Below are 18,033 nucleotides of genomic sequence, written 5' to 3'. Positions count from 1 at the left end.
CCCGATGTCTCCTTACGAGAGCGGGAAGCCCTTTTATTTGTGGAGGGTGGGTGCGCTAGGAAGAGCTCCCGTATTTCTCCCAGACCGCTGCATACTTCTTCTCCAAGATCCCCCAGCGCTTCTCGGCGCCGTATTTCGCTTGGAGCTGCTGCAGGTATTGCTCCGCAGTCTCTGTATCCCCTGTATCCAGCAGGTACCCGAAGGTCTCCTCACTTAAATGCAGTGCTATCCGCGGCATATAGTATTCAATAATGGCCCTGGCATCGGTTAGGGTGTACATGAATTGGAGACCCTGATCCAAGTGGAGCAGCAGGTCTGCCGTGAACTTGTCCACATCTACCTCCGGCGTCAGGAAGTAGCGTTCCGGGGCGGCGGGGACGATTTGGTTGATCCGGGCATAGAAGTGAGGCAATCCCAGAGACGAAGCAGGCCTATATTGCGCAAGCTCTTCGGAATGAAGATTGTAATTCACATAGAAGCTGAGTTGCTTGTGTGTATTGTACTTGAATTTCTGGATATTGATTTTATAGCTGAGTTGGCCTTCTGTTTTGTAGAAATTCAGATCTTTTGTACGATAGCCCTGTGCGGAGAACAAAGGTTTGACGTCCTGCTTGATGATCTGCTTGAACAATTCCTTCATATCTAACAATTCATTCATAGTAAGTAAATCCTCCTTCACCTGGGTTAATTATAGACTGCATTTATAACATGTCGGCTGACAGCTATAATTGTACTATAAACAGGATCGCCTCAAATGACTTCATTCTGGGTAAATATAGGATAGGAGGCAGGAGAGGAGGAATGAAGGTAGTGATGAAGAATGTTAAGATTTTATTGTTTTTCTTTGGGTTTGCGGCTGTTATGGTGCTGCTGTTCGGGTGGGGGCTGCCGGTAGTTTTTCAATTATTCCTACATAACGATTACATAAGAAGTCTGACTTTGCTGGTTGTGTTCAGTATGGTGGTGTTAGTCAAAAGGTTGAATTGGTCCACTTATTTGGTCTTTGCCGTCGCTCTCTTCTCGTTCTTGGGCATGATGATCGACACGGCCGGGAACCCCATAACCAACAAGCCGCTGGAATGGATCGTCTCTCCTATAGGTCAATTGCAGCTGGACCAGGATGTCAATAATTATGCGCCAGGCCAGTACGTCATTTCGGATAAACTCTCCATTCTGAAGCCGGGCGGGGAGGCGGTCATGCTAAGTACCGTATGGTTGTACTTGTACCGGTGCGCTCAGTATCTGGTGCTCTACTCGATTGTAGGCACCTTGCTTGCAGCAATCCGGGGGAGTAAGCCAGAGCGCTGGCCGGTGCCTGCCGCGACCGTAGACGAGACGTTGACACCGGATATGGAGCAGCGGGTAGCTGCGGAACTGAAGCGCCGGGAGGCAGCAAGCACTACGCTGAGGGTCCTGCCCGAAGAGGTCCAGGAGCATGTCCGGCAGTTAAAAAAGGACGGCAAGCTCATTCTTGCCATCAAGCTCGTCCGTCAGCATACGGATATGCCCCTTGGCGAAGCCAAGCGGTATGTGGAAGAAATGTAGAGGTAGTACTCATCAGCCTGTTCTGTTCAATCTACAGAGCGGGCTTTTTTTGCGCGAATTTTCGTCTTTTTAAATTATACAAGGACTTAAAGTGCACTTATTGACGATATGACTGATATTTATTTGTCGAATTAGTTAACTTTAACGCGAAAAATGTCGATAAACCAGTATGGAAAACTAATGCTTGCTAATGCCGGGCATGTGCAGAGCGTGTGCAGCATGTTCAGAGTTTTGCGGAAGCGTTATCAATATTATGGAAATGGTCATTCGACAAGGAGGAAAGCGATGTTTAAGAAAATGGGGAAAATCGGGCTGGCTGTGGTATTGGTGATCGGGCTGCTGCCCATGATGTCCCTCCGTGCTTATGCGGCGGTGCCGTCATTTAATGAAGCGGCTGATTTTGTAATTGAGCCTCCGGTTACGTATTCGGCGGGCAAGAGTCTGACGGATGCGAAGGGTCTACAGGATGGAAGTACGGCGGTTCTGCTGAATTCATTCGTCTATCAGGGGAATTCTTACACGGCCTCTAATTTCTTAAGGGTCTTTAACAGCACAGGAACGCTTATAACGGACGTTAACCTGGGCAGCCTGATGGACACCTATTACAAAATGACGTATGTTAGCATGCTTGCGCTCAATAACGGCAATCTGCTGATTATGTACAGTAAAAGCGACTCCAGCGAATACAACCTGCAACTGGGCACAGTTACTGAGAGTACGCCGAATGCCTATTTCATGGTGCTGAATAAGAACGGTCAGAAGGTAACCGGCCAGACCCGGCTGAATACCTTCAGTGCGGCCAGTCTGCCGCAGCTCACGCGCTTTATCTCTGCGGCGGAGCTGTCTAACGGCGATATCGCTTTTTCCTGGCAACGAAATGATAATAAAAGCACGGTTACCCGTGTCTTCACTGCTGCGGGCGTACCAGTGTCAAGCGAAACCCTGCTGGTAGATGCTAATGCGAGCATGTCCTACGTAGCCGCTGGTGATGGCGTGTATATGGCTGCGTACAATTCGGGACCCTCGAACGATAATATCTATCTGCAGTTATTCAATAATAACGGAACCTCCATAACCACCATTAATATTGGGGCGAGAACGAATGAGAAGCAGCTGTATCTGTCTACACTGAGCAACGGGAATTTCATGTTCAGCCAGTATAGCTGGCAAACCGGAATCACGAGTGTCTCCTTATATGACAATGCGGGTGTAAGCCAAGGCGGATTCAACGTAAATGGTTCGCTGGGCGAGGCGTCAGCCGCTGTCTACAAGAAAGGCGCGATGCCGGGATTCGTAACGGTTAGTACAGATCCTGTGTCGAATAAGGCTATCGATGATGCCTACAATTACGGTACAGAATGGTCTGGAACCCAGTACGCTTACTTGAATTACTATGACAATGACGGGACCCTGCTGTATACAACGGATCAGCCGGTGAATTCTGCTCCTGCTGTATTCCAGGGATACAATGAAGACACCTGGATGTTCAATGTGGAATATTATCCGAAGTTTGCCGTATATCCGGCCTTCGGCGACAAGATTGTTTTCATCACAACAGATAATACAGATGCCACTCATTTCCGAATCACCGGCAAGCTGTTCAACAGGGAGGTCTTAACTCCGGTAGTGCTGCAATCTGCTGTAGCAGACGGCGTTCCCGGAACAACGACATCAACGAAGATTGATCTGACCTTTGATGCTGCGATTACCGGACTGACGGCAGACGATATCACGATTACAGACGGCATAGGCTCTGCGGTAAAAGGTTCCTTTACCGGGTCGGGGACGGCCTGGAGCCTTGCACTTACTTCAGTGACCGCCGAGGGCGATGTATCCGTGGCTGTGAATTCGCCAAGCGGATACACAGTCAGCGGTTCACCGCTGACGGCAACCGTATCGCTGTTCAAGCCAGCGCTGGAGCCAACCCCGGCAGCGGTGATTAACTATGCAGCCGAGCAACTGAGCGGTCTGACGGCGAATGGCACGTATACCGTGAACGGTACGGCTGTAACGGCGACGGCGGATGGTACGCTTGCGCTGGAGCAGAGCTGGCTGGGAGAGTCCCTGAGTATTGTGAAGCAGGGGAATTCTACCACAACGGTAGACAGTGCCGCGCAGGCGCTGGTCATTCCATCCCGTCCGGCGGCACCTACAGGTGTGACAGCAACGGATGAACTGGCGATTGATGCGAATAACGGTACATTGATCAATGTGACTACTGCGATGGAGTATAAACAAGGCGTAGCAGGAACGTGGACGGATGTGACCGGTACAACGGTGACAGGACTGGCTCCGGGTACGTACGAGGTCCGTGTGAAACTGACGGCGGCGTCTTTTGTATCGGAAGCGCATAGTGTAACGGTGAATGCGTATGTGCCAACGGCAGAGACTACCCCGGCAGCGGTGATTGACTACGCAGCCGAGCAACTGAGCGGTCTGATTGCGAATGGCACGTATACCGTGAACGGTACAGCGGTAACCGCGACTGCAGCTGGCACCCTGGTGCTGGAGCAGAGCTGGCTGGGAGAGTCCCTGAGTATTGTGAAGCAGGGGAACTCTACGACAACGGTAGACAGTGCCGCGCAGGTGCTGGTCATTCCATCCCGCCCAGCGGCACCAACAGGTGTGACGGCAACGGATGAAATGGGAATAGAGGCGAACAACGGTACACTTACGAATGTGACTGCTGCGATGGAGTACAAGCCAAGTACCGGGGGAGTATGGAAGGATGTGACGGGGACATCGGTGACGGGACTGGCTCCGGGTACGTACGAGGTCCGTGTGAAATTGACGCCATCGTCTTTTGCCTCGGAAGCGTATAGTGTTACGGTGAATGCGTATGTGCCAATGGTAGAGACAATCCCGGCAGCGGTGATTGACTATGAAGCCGAGCAGCTAAGCGGTCTGCTGGCGAATGGTCTCTATACGGTGAATGGCACGTTATCGATATACGCGGATGCGGCGGGCAAGCTGGCACTGGATAGCTCTTGGCTGGGAACCACTCTGAGCCTTGTGAAGCAGGGAAATGCGTCCACGACCATTGACAGTGCGGCGCAGACCGTGAGCATTCCTGTTCGTCCGGCAGCACCTGCTGGAGTTACGGCAACGGATGAGACGGCGATTAACGCGAAGAACGGTACGCTTACGAATGTGACTCCGGCCATGGAGTACAAGCAAGGTGCCGCAGGCGTGTGGACGGATGTGACGGGAACAACAGTGACGGGGCTGGCTCCGGGTACGTACTACGTCCAGACCAAGGCGACTTTGACGGCTTTTGCCTCGGTAGCACACATCGTGAATGTGGTAGCGTATGTAGCGATACCGGAAGCCACACCAGCAGCGGTCATTGACTATGAAGCTGAGCAGCTGAGCGGTCTGACGGCAAACGGTACGTATACACTGAACGGTACGTTGACCGTAACAGCGGATGCAGACGGCAAGCTGGTACTGGATAACGGCTGGCTGGGCAGCTCCTTGAGTCTAGTGAAGCAGGGGAATGCGTCAACGACCATTGACAGTGCGGCGCAGACCTTGACTATTCCTGCCCGTCCGGCAGCGCCTGCGGGAGTTGCGGCAACGGATGAGACGGCGATTAACGCGAAGAACGGTACGCTTACGAATGTGACAACAGCCATGGAATACAGAAAAGGTACAGCAGGCGCATGGACAGATGTCACAGGCACTAGCGTAAGCGGGTTGGTCCCGGATACGTACTCTATCCGTAAGAAGGGTACGGTGACAGCTTTTGCCTCGGAAGCACAAGTTGTAACGGTGAATGTCTACGTACCCACACTGGAAGCCACTCCAACAGCGGTCATTGACTATGAGGCTGAGCAGCTGAGCGGTCTGACTGCGAACGGTACGTATACACTGAATGGTTCGTTGACAGTAACAGCAGATGCAGACGGCAAGCTGGCACTGGATAACGGCTGGCTGGGCAGCCCCCTGAGCCTAGTGAAGCAGGGGAATGCATCCACAACCATAGATAGTGCGGCGCAGACCTTGAATATTCCTGCCCGTCCGGCAGCACCTGCCGGAGTAACAGCAACGGATGAAACAGCGATTCATGCGAAGGATGGCACGCTCACGAATGTGACAACAGCCATGGAGTACAGAAAAGGTACAGCAGGCGCATGGACAGATGTTACAGGCACCACCGTCACAGGCCTTGCACCAGGCGTCTATGAAGTCCGCACTAAGGCGACAGCAACGCCGTTCAGCTCAGCTGCGGTGGAAGTGACAGTGACCTCCTTTGCATCTGAGGCGGAAGTGACGCCTGCGGCGGTGATTGATTACACCGCTGAGCGATTGACAGGTCTGATTCCAGAAGGGGTATACACCGTAAATGGTACGGCTGTTACGGCCACTATGGACGGAACGCTGCCGCTAGACGGTAACTGGCTGGGAACCACCCTGAATATCGTGAAGACGGGCAACGGGGTGACCACCACCGATAGTGATGCGCAAGTGTTAAGTGTTCCCGCGCGTCAGGCCGCTCCAGTCGGAGTGAGTGTAACGGATGTGACCTATAACGGAGCCAATGACGGAACACTGCAGAATCTGACCGTCCAGATGGAATACCAGATTGGGGACACAGGGGCTTGGACAGAAGTTACAGACACTACGATTACCGGCCTTGCACCAGGCACGTATTATGTGCGGGTGAAGGCTACGTCAACGGACTTTGCTTCTGCTATTGCTCAGGTGACTGTGCATGACTCAGATGCCGTGATCCCGGCGGCTCCGGAAGTGGTGGCGGATGATCTGAATAATACGATTGTGGGCCTGAACACCAGCATGGAATTCTCCGTGGATGACGGACCCTTCGTACGTTATGACGGAACGAACCTGCCGGACCTCAGCGGCGAGCATGCCGTAAAGGTACGGGTGGCGGCGAGCGGATCTGTTCCTGCGGGACCGGCAACTGCGCTGACTTTTACAACGAATGTCTTGATCCCTACCGGGGACTTGGCTGTGAGTGCCAGTGACCCGATTGGTGCGGTCAATGACGGCTATACGCAAATTAATGTAACGCCTGCACCGGCTGAAGGACATAAGCTGCTGTATAAGAACTTTGGTTCTGGCAGCATCGTCGTGCCGAATGTGGGAGACCTTCTGACCGGATATACGCTTGTAGGCAGTGAAGGGCTGATTCCGGCAGCCGATGGGGATACGATTGGCATTGCTGAGGTAGATGCTGAAGATATGGTGGTAAAATACGGCAGCGTCATTGCAGTAGTTGCAGTGACTACTCCGGTAACGCCAACTCCCGATCCGGTCAGCCCGGGAAGCGGAAGTAACCCAAGTGCCGGAAGTAACACGAACAGCGGGACTCCTTCCAGCACAGTCACTGATGTGATTGTCCTGGTGAACGGCAAGGAGGAGAACGCGGGCAAAGCGACGACCACGACCTCCGGTAACCTTAGAACGACGACAATCGCGGTAGATCCGGCCAGATTGCAGGCGAAGCTGGATGCCGAGGGGAACGGCGCTGTAGTAACTATCCCGATGATGCTGGATTCCAACATTATTGTCGGTGAGCTAAGCGGCCAGATGATCAAGAATATGGAGAATGTGGCGGCCACCCTGGTGCTTCAGACCAGCAAGGGCAGCTATACGTTGCCTGCATCCGAGATTAATATCGGCGCATTGGCTGCAAGATTAGGTAACGGGGCTAAGCTGGAGGACATTACGCTGAGAATTACCATTGGTGATGCTTCGGCTGCCATGAATCAGGTGGTCACCGCTGCGGCAAGCAGGGGCGGCCTGACCCTTGCAGCGCCAGTCCTGGATTTCACAGTTACTGCTTCTTTCGGAACCTCAACAGTAGAGGTGAGCCGGTTCAATGCATATGTATCGCGGACAGTAGCGCTTCCGCAGGGGGTTAACCCGAACCGGCTTACAACTGGTATCGTTGTCGATCCGGATGGAACGGTGCGTCATGTACCGACCAGAATCATCCAGAAGGATGGTAAGTACTACGCAGAGATCAACAGTCTGACGAACAGCACCTATTCTGTGGTCTGGCATCCGCTGACATTCGCGGATGTGGAGAAGCATTGGGCGAAGAATGCTGTGAATGACATGGGCTCCCGTCTGGTCATTAACGGGGTGAACGAATCCACGTTCAACCCGAACGCTGACATCACCCGTGCAGAATTCGCAGCAATCATCGTACGCGGTCTAGGCCTGAAGCTTGGAGAGGGAGCTGCGAAGTTCGCAGATGTTCCGGCGAATAGCTGGTATGCAGCAGCAGTCGGAACAGCCTCCGGGGCGGGTCTGATCACCGGCTTCGAGGATGGAACCTTCCGTCCTGATGCCCGCATCACACGCGAGCAGGCCATGAACATCATCGCTAAGGCGATGAAGCTGACCGGTCTCGCAGAACAGACCGGCACAGTGGACACCGCTGGTGTGCTTGCAGCCTTCACAGATGCAGGCCGCGTTGGCGCCTGGGCGAAGGACAGTCTGGCGCTCGCAGCATCCGCCGGCTTAATCACCGGCCGCGGTGGCAATAAGCTGGAGGCACAGGCTAACGTCACCCGCGCAGAAGTGGCGGTGCTGATCCAGCGTCTGCTCCAGAAGTCAGAGTTGATTGATTAACGGTATAAACTATACTATGTAAACTAGAAAAAGCGGATTCAGTCATTGAGCTGAATCCGCTTTTTTGCAATATAAGGATTTATATGTTTTACGCTATGAACTATCCTTCTATTTCTCGCTGAAACGGTATCGTCCTTTAAACGGACGGCAAATACGTTTCCACTTAGCGTTAGAATTTTGGCATTTAGCGTGTACCCAATAATAGGGAAATCTCGAGCTGGGAGGGGGGCGGGGTGCTGTGCGGAAGCAGTTGGATTTTATACACTTGCTGTAGAGCGGACGAGTCCTGAAGGGACAGTAGTTGGATAAATGTTACTTATTGAATCACAATTCAGCGGAATTGGCACAATCACTAGAATTAGTTGCTGTTTTTCCACCTGTTTGCGTACAATCGCCAGAAAGCGATAAATTAAGATACGTTTGTCCACTTGCTGATTACCCGGGAGATTGGAAGCCTTGTATTTGCTATTATGAGGTCTGGTATTTGCTATAATTGGCTTTAACAGAATTTTCAGGAGAGGGGCATGGCGGTATGTTCATTGTTAATGTAGAAGCAGCAATCTGTAAGGAAGATAAGTGGCTTGTGATTACACGGAGTACCAAAGAAGAGCATGCAGGAGGGACTCTGGCTCTTGTAGGAGGGAAAGTGGATATTGAGGGCAACTCGCTCGAAATCCTCGAACGGACGGTGAAGCGCGAATGCGATGAGGAGGTTGGCATCGTGATCAAGGATGCGGTTACTTTTGTGTATAGCTCCTCCTTCGTGACAGAGGACGGACGCAATGTCATCAATATGGTCTTCCTATGTGAATATGACAGTGGTACAGCCACTAACCGGAGTCCTGATGAAGTCGAAGCCGTACATTGGATGACCCACGATGAAATCATGGATCACCCCCTGACCCCTCCCTGGACCAAAGAAAGTATAAGAAGAGTAGCACTGGCAAGAAAATAACATTTAGGCTGCGGCAGACCATTAGAGCTTTAATTCTTCCTCACCGTCAGTCTTCCATAGGTTTATTCGTCCGCAGGGAGTAGGACGAGCGTAAACCAAGCTCCTTCATGAACTTGCCTACGGTCCGTTCGCTGATAATGTAGCCTTCTTCTCTTAAGAGAAGGGTGATTCTGGGACTGCCGAATTGGCCATGGTTAGCTTCGAAAAGTTCGGTGATCCGCGTCAGCAGCAGGGCCTTGCGCTTCGCCTGGTTGCTGACCTCGGCGTTTCTCCATTTGTAGAATCCGCTTCGTGAGACTTCAAGCACCTTGCACATCTTCTCTACAGGGAACTCGGAGCGGTGGTCTTCGATGAACTGGAACCGCAGGGACTTGGACAGCGGGTGCTCAGGCAGACTCTTTTGCAGGCGGGTAAGCTCCTCTTCATTTGCTGACACCGGCTCTGTCGAATCCTGCCTTTGATCTGTGTTTTTCATGGGAAAGACCTCCTAGTTACGTTCAGTATAGGGCTCACACCCACCCCGTGAACTCCAAAATACTCGCCTTCGCCGATTGCGCCTCCGACTGCGCACCCTTGCGCCATTCCTTGGGCGGGACGCCCATCAGCTTAGAGAAGCAGCGGTTGAAGCTGGAGATGGAGTGGAAGCCGACCTTCTCCGAGATCTCCAGAATTGAATCCTCGGTGCTCTTAAGCTGCTTGCAGGCTTCCTCAATCCGGGTGCTGCTCAGGAAATCCAGGGGGGCGGTGCCCATCGTATCATGGAATTTGCGGCGGAAATGGGTGGTGCTCAAGTGGCACAGCCCGGCCAGGTCATCGATGGTCATCGGCGCCATATAGTTGCGGGTGATATACTCCAGCGCGGGGGCGATAGCGAAGTCACCGAGGAGCGTATGCCCGGCCTCCTGGCCGCTCAAGGCTTCGTTCGTAGAATGAATGCGGAGCAGCTCAATGTACAGGGACAGCAATAAGCCGTATGCACTCTCCTGATAGTAAGGCTTCTGCTGCTGTAATTCGAGGACGATGGAGGTAGCTAGCGTATAGACGAGGGGGTGCTTTTCCCTGCTCAGAATACAGTTCGCACCCTGCACCGCCCAGAGATTCGGCTCGAAGCCAGCGTAGGCGCTTTTGAAGGAATGCTGAAACAGATCCTCCGGCGAGAAAAACAGATAGGACCACAGACTGGCCTCTCCCGGAGAACTGTACGTCGTATGGGGCAGATACCGCGGCAGGAAGGTCACATCCCCGGCGGCAAAAGGCACATTCTCGCCCTTAATCTCCATAATCCCGCTATCCGAATAGCAGATCCCGATCTCCAGGTGGTTGTGGAAATGCAGGTGCTCGCTCTTGATATCGGAGATCTTCCAGCGTTCACCGCTGAGCAGCAGGACAGGGAAATGAATCGGCAGGCTGTAGTGGCGGTACTCAATGACGGGTTTCTTTTTTCTGGGCATCTTCAGCACCTCCTGTCCTTCTTGCGTTAGAATAGGAATGAAGAATAAAGGGTCGAAATTGCGCAGTTTTGATGTGAATGTGCTTAGATGTAGAACATTTTACTGCTTACAATAGATTCTGTAAAGCGCTTCCAAGCGGATGGACGGATAATAGCTGCCTTCAGAGACGCAGGGAACAGGAGAGGGGAATACACATGCTTCAAGTTAAATATAACCGGGAAGAAATCTTAAGCGTAATCGATAAGGTTGCAAGGAAGACACTGGCGATGGATTTGACGTGGGAGTGGCCTTGCGGCGTTGCCTATTATGGGGTGTCCAGAGCCTACCAGACCACGGGGAACCAGGAGTATCTGAACCAGCTGGTGAAGTGGGTAGATGAATATATTGAGCTGGGGCTGCCAGACTGGACGGTTAACACCTGTGCCATGGGCCATATGCTGATCACGTTGTACGAAGAGACCGGGGACCAGAAGTACTGGGATATTGTCATGAGTAAAATCGGCTATATCCGGGGGAGCGCGCTTCGGTTCGGGGATCAGGTGCTGCAGCATACGGTCTCGGTGTCCAATGACTTCCCGGAGCAGGCTTGGGCGGATACGCTGTTCATGGCTGCGTTCTTCCTGCTGCGTGTGGGCAGCAAGCTGGAGGATCAGGAGCTGATTCAGGACGCGCTGAACCAGTATTACTGGCACATCAAATACTTGCAGGACCCCAGCACCGGCCTCTGGTTCCACGGCTATAACCATGTGAAGCAGGACCATATGTCCGGGCTGTACTGGGGCCGGGCGAACGCCTGGGGAGCCTATACGATGTCGCAGGTGAAGCCGCTGCTTAAGGAGTGGTACCTGTACCCGCAGTGTATGGATGTGGAGTGTTCGCTCCGGGATCAGCTGGCGGCGTTGAAGCTGGTACAGACGGAGGACGGCCTGTGGCGTACGCTGCTGGACGATGAGGAGTCCTATGAAGAGGTATCGGCATCCTGCGGGATCGCTGCGGCCATGGTGAATAACGGCAATCCGCTGCATACCAAATATGTGCAAAAGGCCCTGAAGGGCATTCTGGAGAACATCACTGAAGACGGACGCGTATTGAACGTATCGGGCGGGACCGCCGTCATGAAGGACCGTGAAGGGTACCGCCATATTCCCAAGGCCTGGACTCAGGGCTGGGGCCAGGGCCTCGCGCTTGCGTTCCTGTCGGATCTGCTGAAATAGGAGGAATTCCCGTTGCCGAAATTATCTACAGGCTCCACAGGAGCTTTTACCCTGCCGGGGGAAGCCGGTTATGAAGCACTGACGCTGAAGCTTGCCGAACGCTGGGGGGCCGATGTCATTCGTGACAGTGACGGTACGCAGTTGTCAGAAGAGATTATTAATGCCGGTTACGGCATCTATTCGACCCTGTGCATCATCCGCGACCATAACGGCTGGGCGGCGAGGAACCCGGACAAGCTGCAGCAGACCTTCCTGATTACGAGTCCGAAGGTGGCTGTGCAGGATTACGTATCCATCTATCTGCTGGAGGATTTCTTCGCAGAGCAATTCAGGGTGAATGATTCCCGTGAGGCATTCAAGTACTGGCAGGTGTACGACCGGACAACCGGGAAGGAGGTGCCGGGGGAGCAGTGGAATTACGACCGGGAGTCCGGCAATGTGGTGTTAACCGGCATTACGCCTTGGCATAAATATACCGTCAGCTTCATGGCCTACCGGATCTGGGAAGAGATCTCCATGTACAACCACACGACGAATCACTGGGACAAAGAGCATCTGATGCAGATCGATCCGATGTATAAGGGGACCCGGCAGTACCTGCTGGACTGGATGGAGGACTGGTGCCGGGAGCATCAGGCAACGACAGTGGTCCGGTTCACCTCTCTATTCTATAATTTTGCCTGGATCTGGGGCAGCAGCGGGCAGAACCGCCATCTGTTCTCGGACTGGGGCTCCTACGACTTCACGGTGAGTGCGCGGGGCCTGGATCTGTTTGCGGAGCAATACGGTTATTCGCTGACCGCAGAGGATTTCGTGAACGGCGGCAAATACCGTGTCAGCCATATTCCGGCGGAGCAGCGTAAGCTCGACTATATGGCTTTTATCAACGATTTCGTCATCGGGTTCGGCAAGCAGTTAATTGACATTGTCCATAAGCACGGCAAGCTGGCGTATGTCTTCTACGATGACAGCTGGGTGGGCGCTGAGCCCTACAATGACCGCTTCGGGGAGTTCGGCTTCGACGGGATGATTAAATGCGTGTTCTCGGGTTATGAAGCCAGGCTCTGCTCAGGGGTGAAGGTGGAGACGCATGAGATCCGGCTGCATCCGTATCTGTTCCCGGTTGGCCTGGGCGGTGCACCTACCTTCATGGAAGGGGGCAATCCCACACTCGATGCGAAGCAATACTGGATCAACATCCGGCGCGCCCTCCTGCGTGAGCCGGTCGACCGGATCGGCCTGGGCGGCTATCTGCATCTGGTTGAGCCTTACCCGGATTTCTGTGCGTACATGGAGAAGATTGCGGATGAATTCAGGGAGATCAAGGAGCTGCACCGGCAGGGGCAGCCTTATCACATCAAGACTAAGGTAGCTGTTCTGCACTCGTGGGGCAAGCTGCGGTCATGGACCCTGTCGGGCCACTTCCATGAGACGTATATGCATGACCTGATTCATATCAATGAGGCCTTGTCCGGCTTGCCGGTGGAGGTGCGCTTCATCGACTTCGGGGATGTCCGCCAGGGTGCCCTTCAGGATGTGGATGTGGTGATCAATGCAGGCAACGCTGGTTCAGCGTGGAGCGGCGGGGACCACTGGAAAGACAGCCAGGTAGTGGACGCCTTGACGGAATGGGTATATAAGGGCGGTGCGCTCATTGGAGTGAATCAGCCTTCCGCCGTGGACGGCTATGATCACTACTTCCGGATGGCGCATGTTCTCGGGGTGGATGAGGACACCGGCGCTAGGGTAGCGCATGGCAAATGGGCTTATGAGGTTCAACCGGTGCAGGGGCTGGTGCCGGATGGCGTCAGCATCCGGCCGAAGGACAATGTCTATCTGACCGGCGGGGCTGCTACGGTGGTCCGTGAGGCAGAGGGCAAGCTGGCCCTGACTGTGAATAGCTTCGGAAGAGGGAAGGGCATCTATCTGCCGTCCTTTGCCTTCAGCTGGGAGAATACGCGCCTGCTGCTGAATCTGATCCGCTATGCCGGCAATGAGCTGGAGGAGACCCGCTATCTCCCGGATAATCTCTACACCGAGTGTGCGTATTATCCGCAGAGCAAGCGCCTGGTTGTGATTAACAATAGCGGCCAGCCGCAGCAGACCACCATCGAGACGGACTATGGTCCGCAGGTTGTGGAGCTGGAAGCTTTTGATACGGTGATTCGGGTGATGGGGAGGAATTGAATCGTTATCATAATTATGATAAAATAGCGCTAAAAGGAGGGGAGTTTAATGCCACAGATTCGGCCCGTATCCGACTTGCGCAACCATTTTGCTGAAATATCCCGGATTGTTCATGAGAATAATGAGCCTGTTTTCTTAACCAAAAATGGTTATGGGGATATGGTAGTGATGAGTATCGAACAATATGAGAATATTCAGCAGAATCAAGAGATTATCATGAAACTTAAAGAAGCCGAGCATGAAGCCGATACCTCTAAGGAGCGCTACAGTCACTCTGAAGTATTTAATAATTTGCGAATGCAGATTCGGAATAAATCAGATCAATAATGCCCTGCCAAGGCGTTTTTTTTTATTTAGGGTCCTTAAGTTATTCCATTCATATAGTCTATAGCCAACTGCGATCAGGTGTGATGAAGCCATTGCCAGGTTAGAGTTATTTCCATTCTCCAGTCCTGTTGCTCGTAACATGATTGGCTTAAAGGATGAATACCGTTCTTTGGTTGTGGAGAATTACATCGTGTTCTATGTTGTATTAGATGATATCGTTGAGATTAGACGGGTGCTTCACGGGAAGCGCAAGTATGAAGATCTGATGTAATATACATTCTGCCGGAGGAATGCCTATGCCAGGGACTACCCGCTTCAGACAATCCATCGCCTTCATTGAGGAGCATCTACATGAGGAGATTCCACTTGAACAAGCTGCGCAGGCCGGCTTCACCTCGCTGATGCAGCTGTACCGTGACTTCTATACCTACACCGGACACTCGGTCAAAGAGTACATCCGCAAGCGCAGGCTCTCGGTGGCGCTCGGGATGATCCGGAGCTCACAGCGTCCGCTTGCCGAGATTGCATACGCCTGCGGCTACAGCTCCCAGCAAGCCTTATGCAAGTATGTGAAATCAGCCACAAGTTTAACCCCGTTAGCCTATCAAAAAAGTACCGCCTGCTATTTCTTCCCCAGATTCGACAGTGAAGCCGTCCGGCAGGTAACCGTCAGCACAGAGATCCTCCCTGCGACTCTACATATGAAATTCTATTCAACCAAGCACAGCGGCATTGAACAGCAAGCGCTGGAATCGTTATACGCTCTTCTCCCCGCCTACCAGGGCAGACTCTTCGGGCGAGACGGGCAGCCGCAGGGCGGTTTGTTCTGTTATGAGCTTGCGGTAGAGTACGACTCGGCCTTGCTGTACAGCTTAACCGGAAGTATCTTCCGGGAGCTTGCGGTTGTCCCGGCACGCAGCTTAACCTGTGCCAAGCTGGCGGTCCGAAGCGATGAGGCTGAGATCGGACTGGCCTGGGACTATCTGTATCTGAAGTGGCTGAGAACCAGCATGTTCGAGCAGGATGAGGAGCGCTACGGGGAAGAGTATATCCGCAAGGGCGGCGAGGTGAAGAAGCTGATTCTGTATGTGCCGGTGAGGAAGCGGACGGATTATGACAAGATCAGTGTGAGCTTCAGTGAAGGTCTTGAATTTCTGGCTGCGTCCAGGGAAGGGGAGCAGGCGGAGGAGGAGGCAGCGGCAGCCGTAATGAACTATTGCTCAAGGCATCATCCTGAGGTGCTAAGAACGTCAAGCATGTTCTGCGTCATCCAGCGCGGGGGCCGCTATACCTGCGGAGTGCAGCTGGAACGGGGGCAAGCGATAGCGCTGGCCGGAGATAGCGGCCTTCAGATTTTGCAGGCTCCCGCCGGCAGGTATGCGGTGCTTGAGAGCAGCAGCTATGGGGACCGGGGAATGTTTATCGCGCTTTTGGAGAGCTGGATAGAGGAGTGCGGATGGAGCAGGGAGGAGGCGCTTGCTTTTACAACCTATGAGACAGTAGCCCAGGGCCGCCCGGATGCCATAACCATGAGCGTGTGGATGAAGCTGAAAGATGTTAAGAAGTGATAATATTTACGTACCGCGAGCTACTATACTTGAGCTTAACCAGGAGAGGAGCTGACCTATGAATCTGAGCAAGCAAGCACTGCCGCAGCAAGCAGCTGACGGCTATAGTCCCCGTGTGAAGCCGGTAATCCTGAGAATGGTGGAGGAGCTGAAGCAGATGGAGATGTTAAGTGAGGTTCATGTAGAGCAGGTTACGGAGCTGTGCAGCATTGTGGACAGGCCGGAAATGAAGGTTGTGGGGATTGCGCTGCCGATATCGTATGAGAGCCGGGGGTATGGCGGGTATTATGATTCCGGGCAGGCGGGCGGTACGATTAATGATTACTTTTATACGAAAAAGCTGGCGGCAGAAGGAGAGATTGCACTGCTCTCCAGTCTGATAGAGCACCAGATTAAGGGCCGGGAGATCGTCACAGTACGCACCGAGGTTCAGGGGGATGGCAACTACAAAGTGATTGTGGGGATGGAGGTAAGCAGCTTCGAGGGGCTGCCAGCGCATTTGCCGGAGTATACGGAGACACTGACCGTACCCGCTTGCCGGTATGCCAAGGTTCTGATCAATGAATCGAAGAGCGCCGGGCGGACCGGCTACGAGGAGCGGATGCACGCCGATGAATATTTCGTGGGTGAATTCCGCAACGATACAAGCTATGTCTATAATCCCGCCGGCCTCAGCTTCAATACATATGACCCGTCCGGTGAGATTCTTACCAAATACGAGCCGGTGATGCTGCCGGGGAATACGGCCGAACAGTTCAGCTCCCTGCGCTTCAAGCCGGTGACGCTGCCGGAGATGAAGATTGCCTGCAGCATGACGCTGCCGGAGGAAGAGGAGTTTGTGATCACCAAATATTTCGGCGTGCAGGATCAGGTATTCGCCACCGGGGCAGCCCGGTATTACCTGCATGACTATTACGGATTCCCGGTGAACAGCGGGGAGGAGGGGAAGGTGAATTCCTGCTTCGGCACAAGAGTCAGCAGCTTCGATGGCCTTCCTGACAGTGTGGAGAAGGTGACGGTGCCCGGGGGCATCTATCTGCATATTACCCAGCTTGAGGTGAACGGCGACAATCCGGGCATCCCGTATGATGCCGCGTTCAATCATCTGGAGGAGCTGTACCTGAGCGCCCACCCTGAGTATACGCGTGACTGGAGCAGGCATGTGATTGCCCGGTTCCGCCAGGCGAACTGCGCCTCTGTCTTCGTACCGCTTGCTGCTGAATAGCTTGGCCGGGGGCCGGCGGGGAGATAATATGATAGTATAGAGGTACATTTATTTTCCCGTAGGGGTAGAAAAGAGCGTATCATGAGAATCATCATTTCACCTGCCAAAAAGATGAAGACGGACACGGATTTCCTGGATTCCCGCCAGGCTCCGCAGTTCTTACACGAGTCACAGACGCTCCTGGCTCTGCTTCGTAAACTCAGTTACGCAGAAGCCAAGGCGCTGTGGAAATGCAATGACGCTATTGCTGCGCTGAATATGCAGCGGATTGAAGAGATGGACCTGACGCGGAACCTGACCCCGGCGATCTTCGCCTATGAGGGCATCCAGTACCAGTACATGGCGCCGGGGATTTTTCAGACGGAGGAGCTGGACTATCTGCAGCAGCATTTGCGGATACTGTCCGGGTTCTATGGGATCGTCCGGCCTTTCGACGGAGTGGTCCCTTACAGGCTGGAGATGCAGGCCAAGCTGGGCGGGCCGGGCTTCAGCACCCTCTATGAGTTCTGGAACAGAAGATTAGCGGACCAGCTGTTCGCAGAGACTGACACGATTGTGAATCTGGCCTCCAAGGAGTACAGCAAATGCGTCTCTCCCTACCTCAGCAGTGGTGTCCGGATGGTAAGCTGTGTATTCGGGCAGAACATCGGCGGCAAGGTGGTGGAGCGGGCGACACTGGTTAAGATGGCCAGGGGCGAGATGGTCCGGTTCATGGCGGAGCAGCAGATGACCAGCGTGGAGGAGATTCAGGGCTTCAGCGGATTTGACTTCCGGTATGAAGCGGCCTTGTCGGATGAGAACACATATGTATTCGTTCAAGCCAAGCAAGACAAAGAGTAGACTGATAGAGTGAGCAGTATAGAGGGTAATCTTGAAGATGGTGGAAGCACCAGATTCGGGGTTACCCTTTTGTTTGAAATATAAGAATTTATACGTTTCACTCAATAAATTATCCTTC

At 53.3% G+C, this 18,033-nt stretch carries 13 protein-coding genes; 10 read left to right on the top strand and 3 right to left on the bottom strand.

Translation table 11 applies throughout. The features are described from left to right. Positions 1–55 precede the first annotated feature (55 nt). Positions 56–658 (bottom strand): DUF4304 domain-containing protein, encoded by a 603-nt coding sequence (locus tag J2Z70_RS17305; protein ID WP_209875317.1) that lies wholly within the window; start codon positions 656–658, stop codon positions 56–58. Positions 659–801: 143 nt separating this feature from the next. Between J2Z70_RS17305 and J2Z70_RS17300 the strand changes: the two genes are divergently transcribed. The 3 genes from J2Z70_RS17300 (at position 802) to J2Z70_RS17290 (ending at position 9,103) form a co-directional block, all read left to right on the top strand. Then, positions 802–1,545 (top strand): hypothetical protein, encoded by a 744-nt coding sequence (locus J2Z70_RS17300; protein WP_209875315.1) that lies wholly within the window; start codon positions 802–804, stop codon positions 1,543–1,545. Positions 1,546–1,830: 285 nt separating this feature from the next. Next, positions 1,831–8,148, top strand: a complete 6,318-nt coding sequence (locus J2Z70_RS17295) for an S-layer homology domain-containing protein (RefSeq protein WP_209875313.1) — start codon at positions 1,831–1,833, stop codon at positions 8,146–8,148. Positions 8,149–8,680: 532 nt separating this feature from the next. Next, positions 8,681–9,103, top strand: a complete 423-nt coding sequence (locus J2Z70_RS17290) for an NUDIX domain-containing protein (RefSeq protein ID WP_209875311.1) — start codon at positions 8,681–8,683, stop codon at positions 9,101–9,103. A gap of 46 nt (positions 9,104–9,149) precedes the next feature. Here the strand turns inward: J2Z70_RS17290 and J2Z70_RS17285 are convergent, their stop codons facing one another. Continuing rightward, positions 9,150–9,578: an IS3 family transposase gene (locus tag J2Z70_RS17285; protein ID WP_209875309.1), complete on the bottom strand. Its 429-nt coding sequence runs from the start codon at positions 9,576–9,578 to the stop codon at positions 9,150–9,152. 34 nt (positions 9,579–9,612) lie between these two features. Continuing rightward, entirely contained in the window at positions 9,613–10,554 is a 942-nt protein-coding gene (locus J2Z70_RS17280; protein ID WP_209875307.1) for an AraC family transcriptional regulator, read from the bottom strand. Positions 10,555–10,748: 194 nt separating this feature from the next. On the opposite strand from J2Z70_RS17280, the gene J2Z70_RS17275 reads away from it, so the two are divergent. From J2Z70_RS17275 to yaaA, 7 genes are all read left to right on the top strand, one after another. Further along, positions 10,749–11,768 (top strand): glycoside hydrolase family 88/105 protein, encoded by a 1,020-nt coding sequence (locus tag J2Z70_RS17275; RefSeq protein ID WP_209875305.1) that lies wholly within the window; start codon positions 10,749–10,751, stop codon positions 11,766–11,768. 12 nt (positions 11,769–11,780) lie between these two features. Next, entirely contained in the window at positions 11,781–13,955 is a 2,175-nt protein-coding gene (gene gnpA, locus J2Z70_RS17270) for a 1,3-beta-galactosyl-N-acetylhexosamine phosphorylase (RefSeq protein ID WP_209875303.1), read from the top strand. A 48-nt stretch (positions 13,956–14,003) separates the two neighbouring features. Continuing rightward, positions 14,004–14,282, top strand: coding sequence for a type II toxin-antitoxin system Phd/YefM family antitoxin (locus J2Z70_RS17265; RefSeq protein ID WP_209875301.1), 279 nt, complete (start codon positions 14,004–14,006; stop codon positions 14,280–14,282). A 73-nt stretch (positions 14,283–14,355) separates the two neighbouring features. After that, positions 14,356–14,553, top strand: coding sequence for a type II toxin-antitoxin system RelE/ParE family toxin (locus J2Z70_RS17260; RefSeq protein WP_209875542.1), 198 nt, complete (start codon positions 14,356–14,358; stop codon positions 14,551–14,553). A gap of 25 nt (positions 14,554–14,578) precedes the next feature. Beyond that, a complete protein-coding gene (locus tag J2Z70_RS17255; RefSeq protein WP_209875299.1) occupies positions 14,579–15,850 on the top strand; it encodes a helix-turn-helix domain-containing protein in 1,272 nt (423 codons plus the stop codon). Between the two features lie 58 nt (positions 15,851–15,908). Continuing rightward, positions 15,909–17,075 (top strand): GyrI-like domain-containing protein, encoded by a 1,167-nt coding sequence (locus J2Z70_RS17250; protein ID WP_209875297.1) that lies wholly within the window; start codon positions 15,909–15,911, stop codon positions 17,073–17,075. An 81-nt stretch (positions 17,076–17,156) separates the two neighbouring features. Then, positions 17,157–17,915, top strand: coding sequence for a peroxide stress protein YaaA (gene yaaA / locus J2Z70_RS17245; RefSeq protein WP_209875295.1), 759 nt, complete (start codon positions 17,157–17,159; stop codon positions 17,913–17,915). Positions 17,916–18,033 lie beyond the last annotated feature (118 nt).

The sequence above is a fragment of the Paenibacillus silagei genome (assembly GCF_017874735.1).
Taxonomy (GTDB): domain Bacteria; phylum Bacillota; class Bacilli; order Paenibacillales; family Paenibacillaceae; genus Paenibacillus_AQ; species Paenibacillus_AQ silagei.
The sequence above is the reverse complement of the archived record's forward strand: the minus strand, read 5'-3'. Positions and strand labels throughout refer to the sequence as shown.

Excerpts from the sequence above, each read along its gene's own strand:
- J2Z70_RS17305 (WP_209875317.1), bottom strand. The coding sequence starts at position 658 with ATGAATGAATTGTTAGATATGAAGGAATTGTTCAAGCAGATCATCAAG.
- J2Z70_RS17300 (WP_209875315.1), top strand. The coding sequence starts at position 802 with ATGAAGGTAGTGATGAAGAATGTTAAGATTTTATTGTTTTTCTTTGGG.
- J2Z70_RS17265 (WP_209875301.1), top strand. The coding sequence starts at position 14,004 with ATGCCACAGATTCGGCCCGTATCCGACTTGCGCAACCATTTTGCTGAA.
- J2Z70_RS17285 (WP_209875309.1), bottom strand. The coding sequence starts at position 9,578 with ATGAAAAACACAGATCAAAGGCAGGATTCGACAGAGCCGGTGTCAGCA.
- J2Z70_RS17295 (WP_209875313.1), top strand. The coding sequence starts at position 1,831 with ATGTTTAAGAAAATGGGGAAAATCGGGCTGGCTGTGGTATTGGTGATC.
- J2Z70_RS17255 (WP_209875299.1), top strand. The coding sequence starts at position 14,579 with ATGCCAGGGACTACCCGCTTCAGACAATCCATCGCCTTCATTGAGGAG.
- J2Z70_RS17280 (WP_209875307.1), bottom strand. The coding sequence starts at position 10,554 with ATGCCCAGAAAAAAGAAACCCGTCATTGAGTACCGCCACTACAGCCTG.
- J2Z70_RS17250 (WP_209875297.1), top strand. The coding sequence starts at position 15,909 with ATGAATCTGAGCAAGCAAGCACTGCCGCAGCAAGCAGCTGACGGCTAT.
- J2Z70_RS17275 (WP_209875305.1), top strand. The coding sequence starts at position 10,749 with ATGCTTCAAGTTAAATATAACCGGGAAGAAATCTTAAGCGTAATCGAT.
- J2Z70_RS17290 (WP_209875311.1), top strand. The coding sequence starts at position 8,681 with ATGTTCATTGTTAATGTAGAAGCAGCAATCTGTAAGGAAGATAAGTGG.
- yaaA (WP_209875295.1), top strand. The coding sequence starts at position 17,157 with ATGAGAATCATCATTTCACCTGCCAAAAAGATGAAGACGGACACGGAT.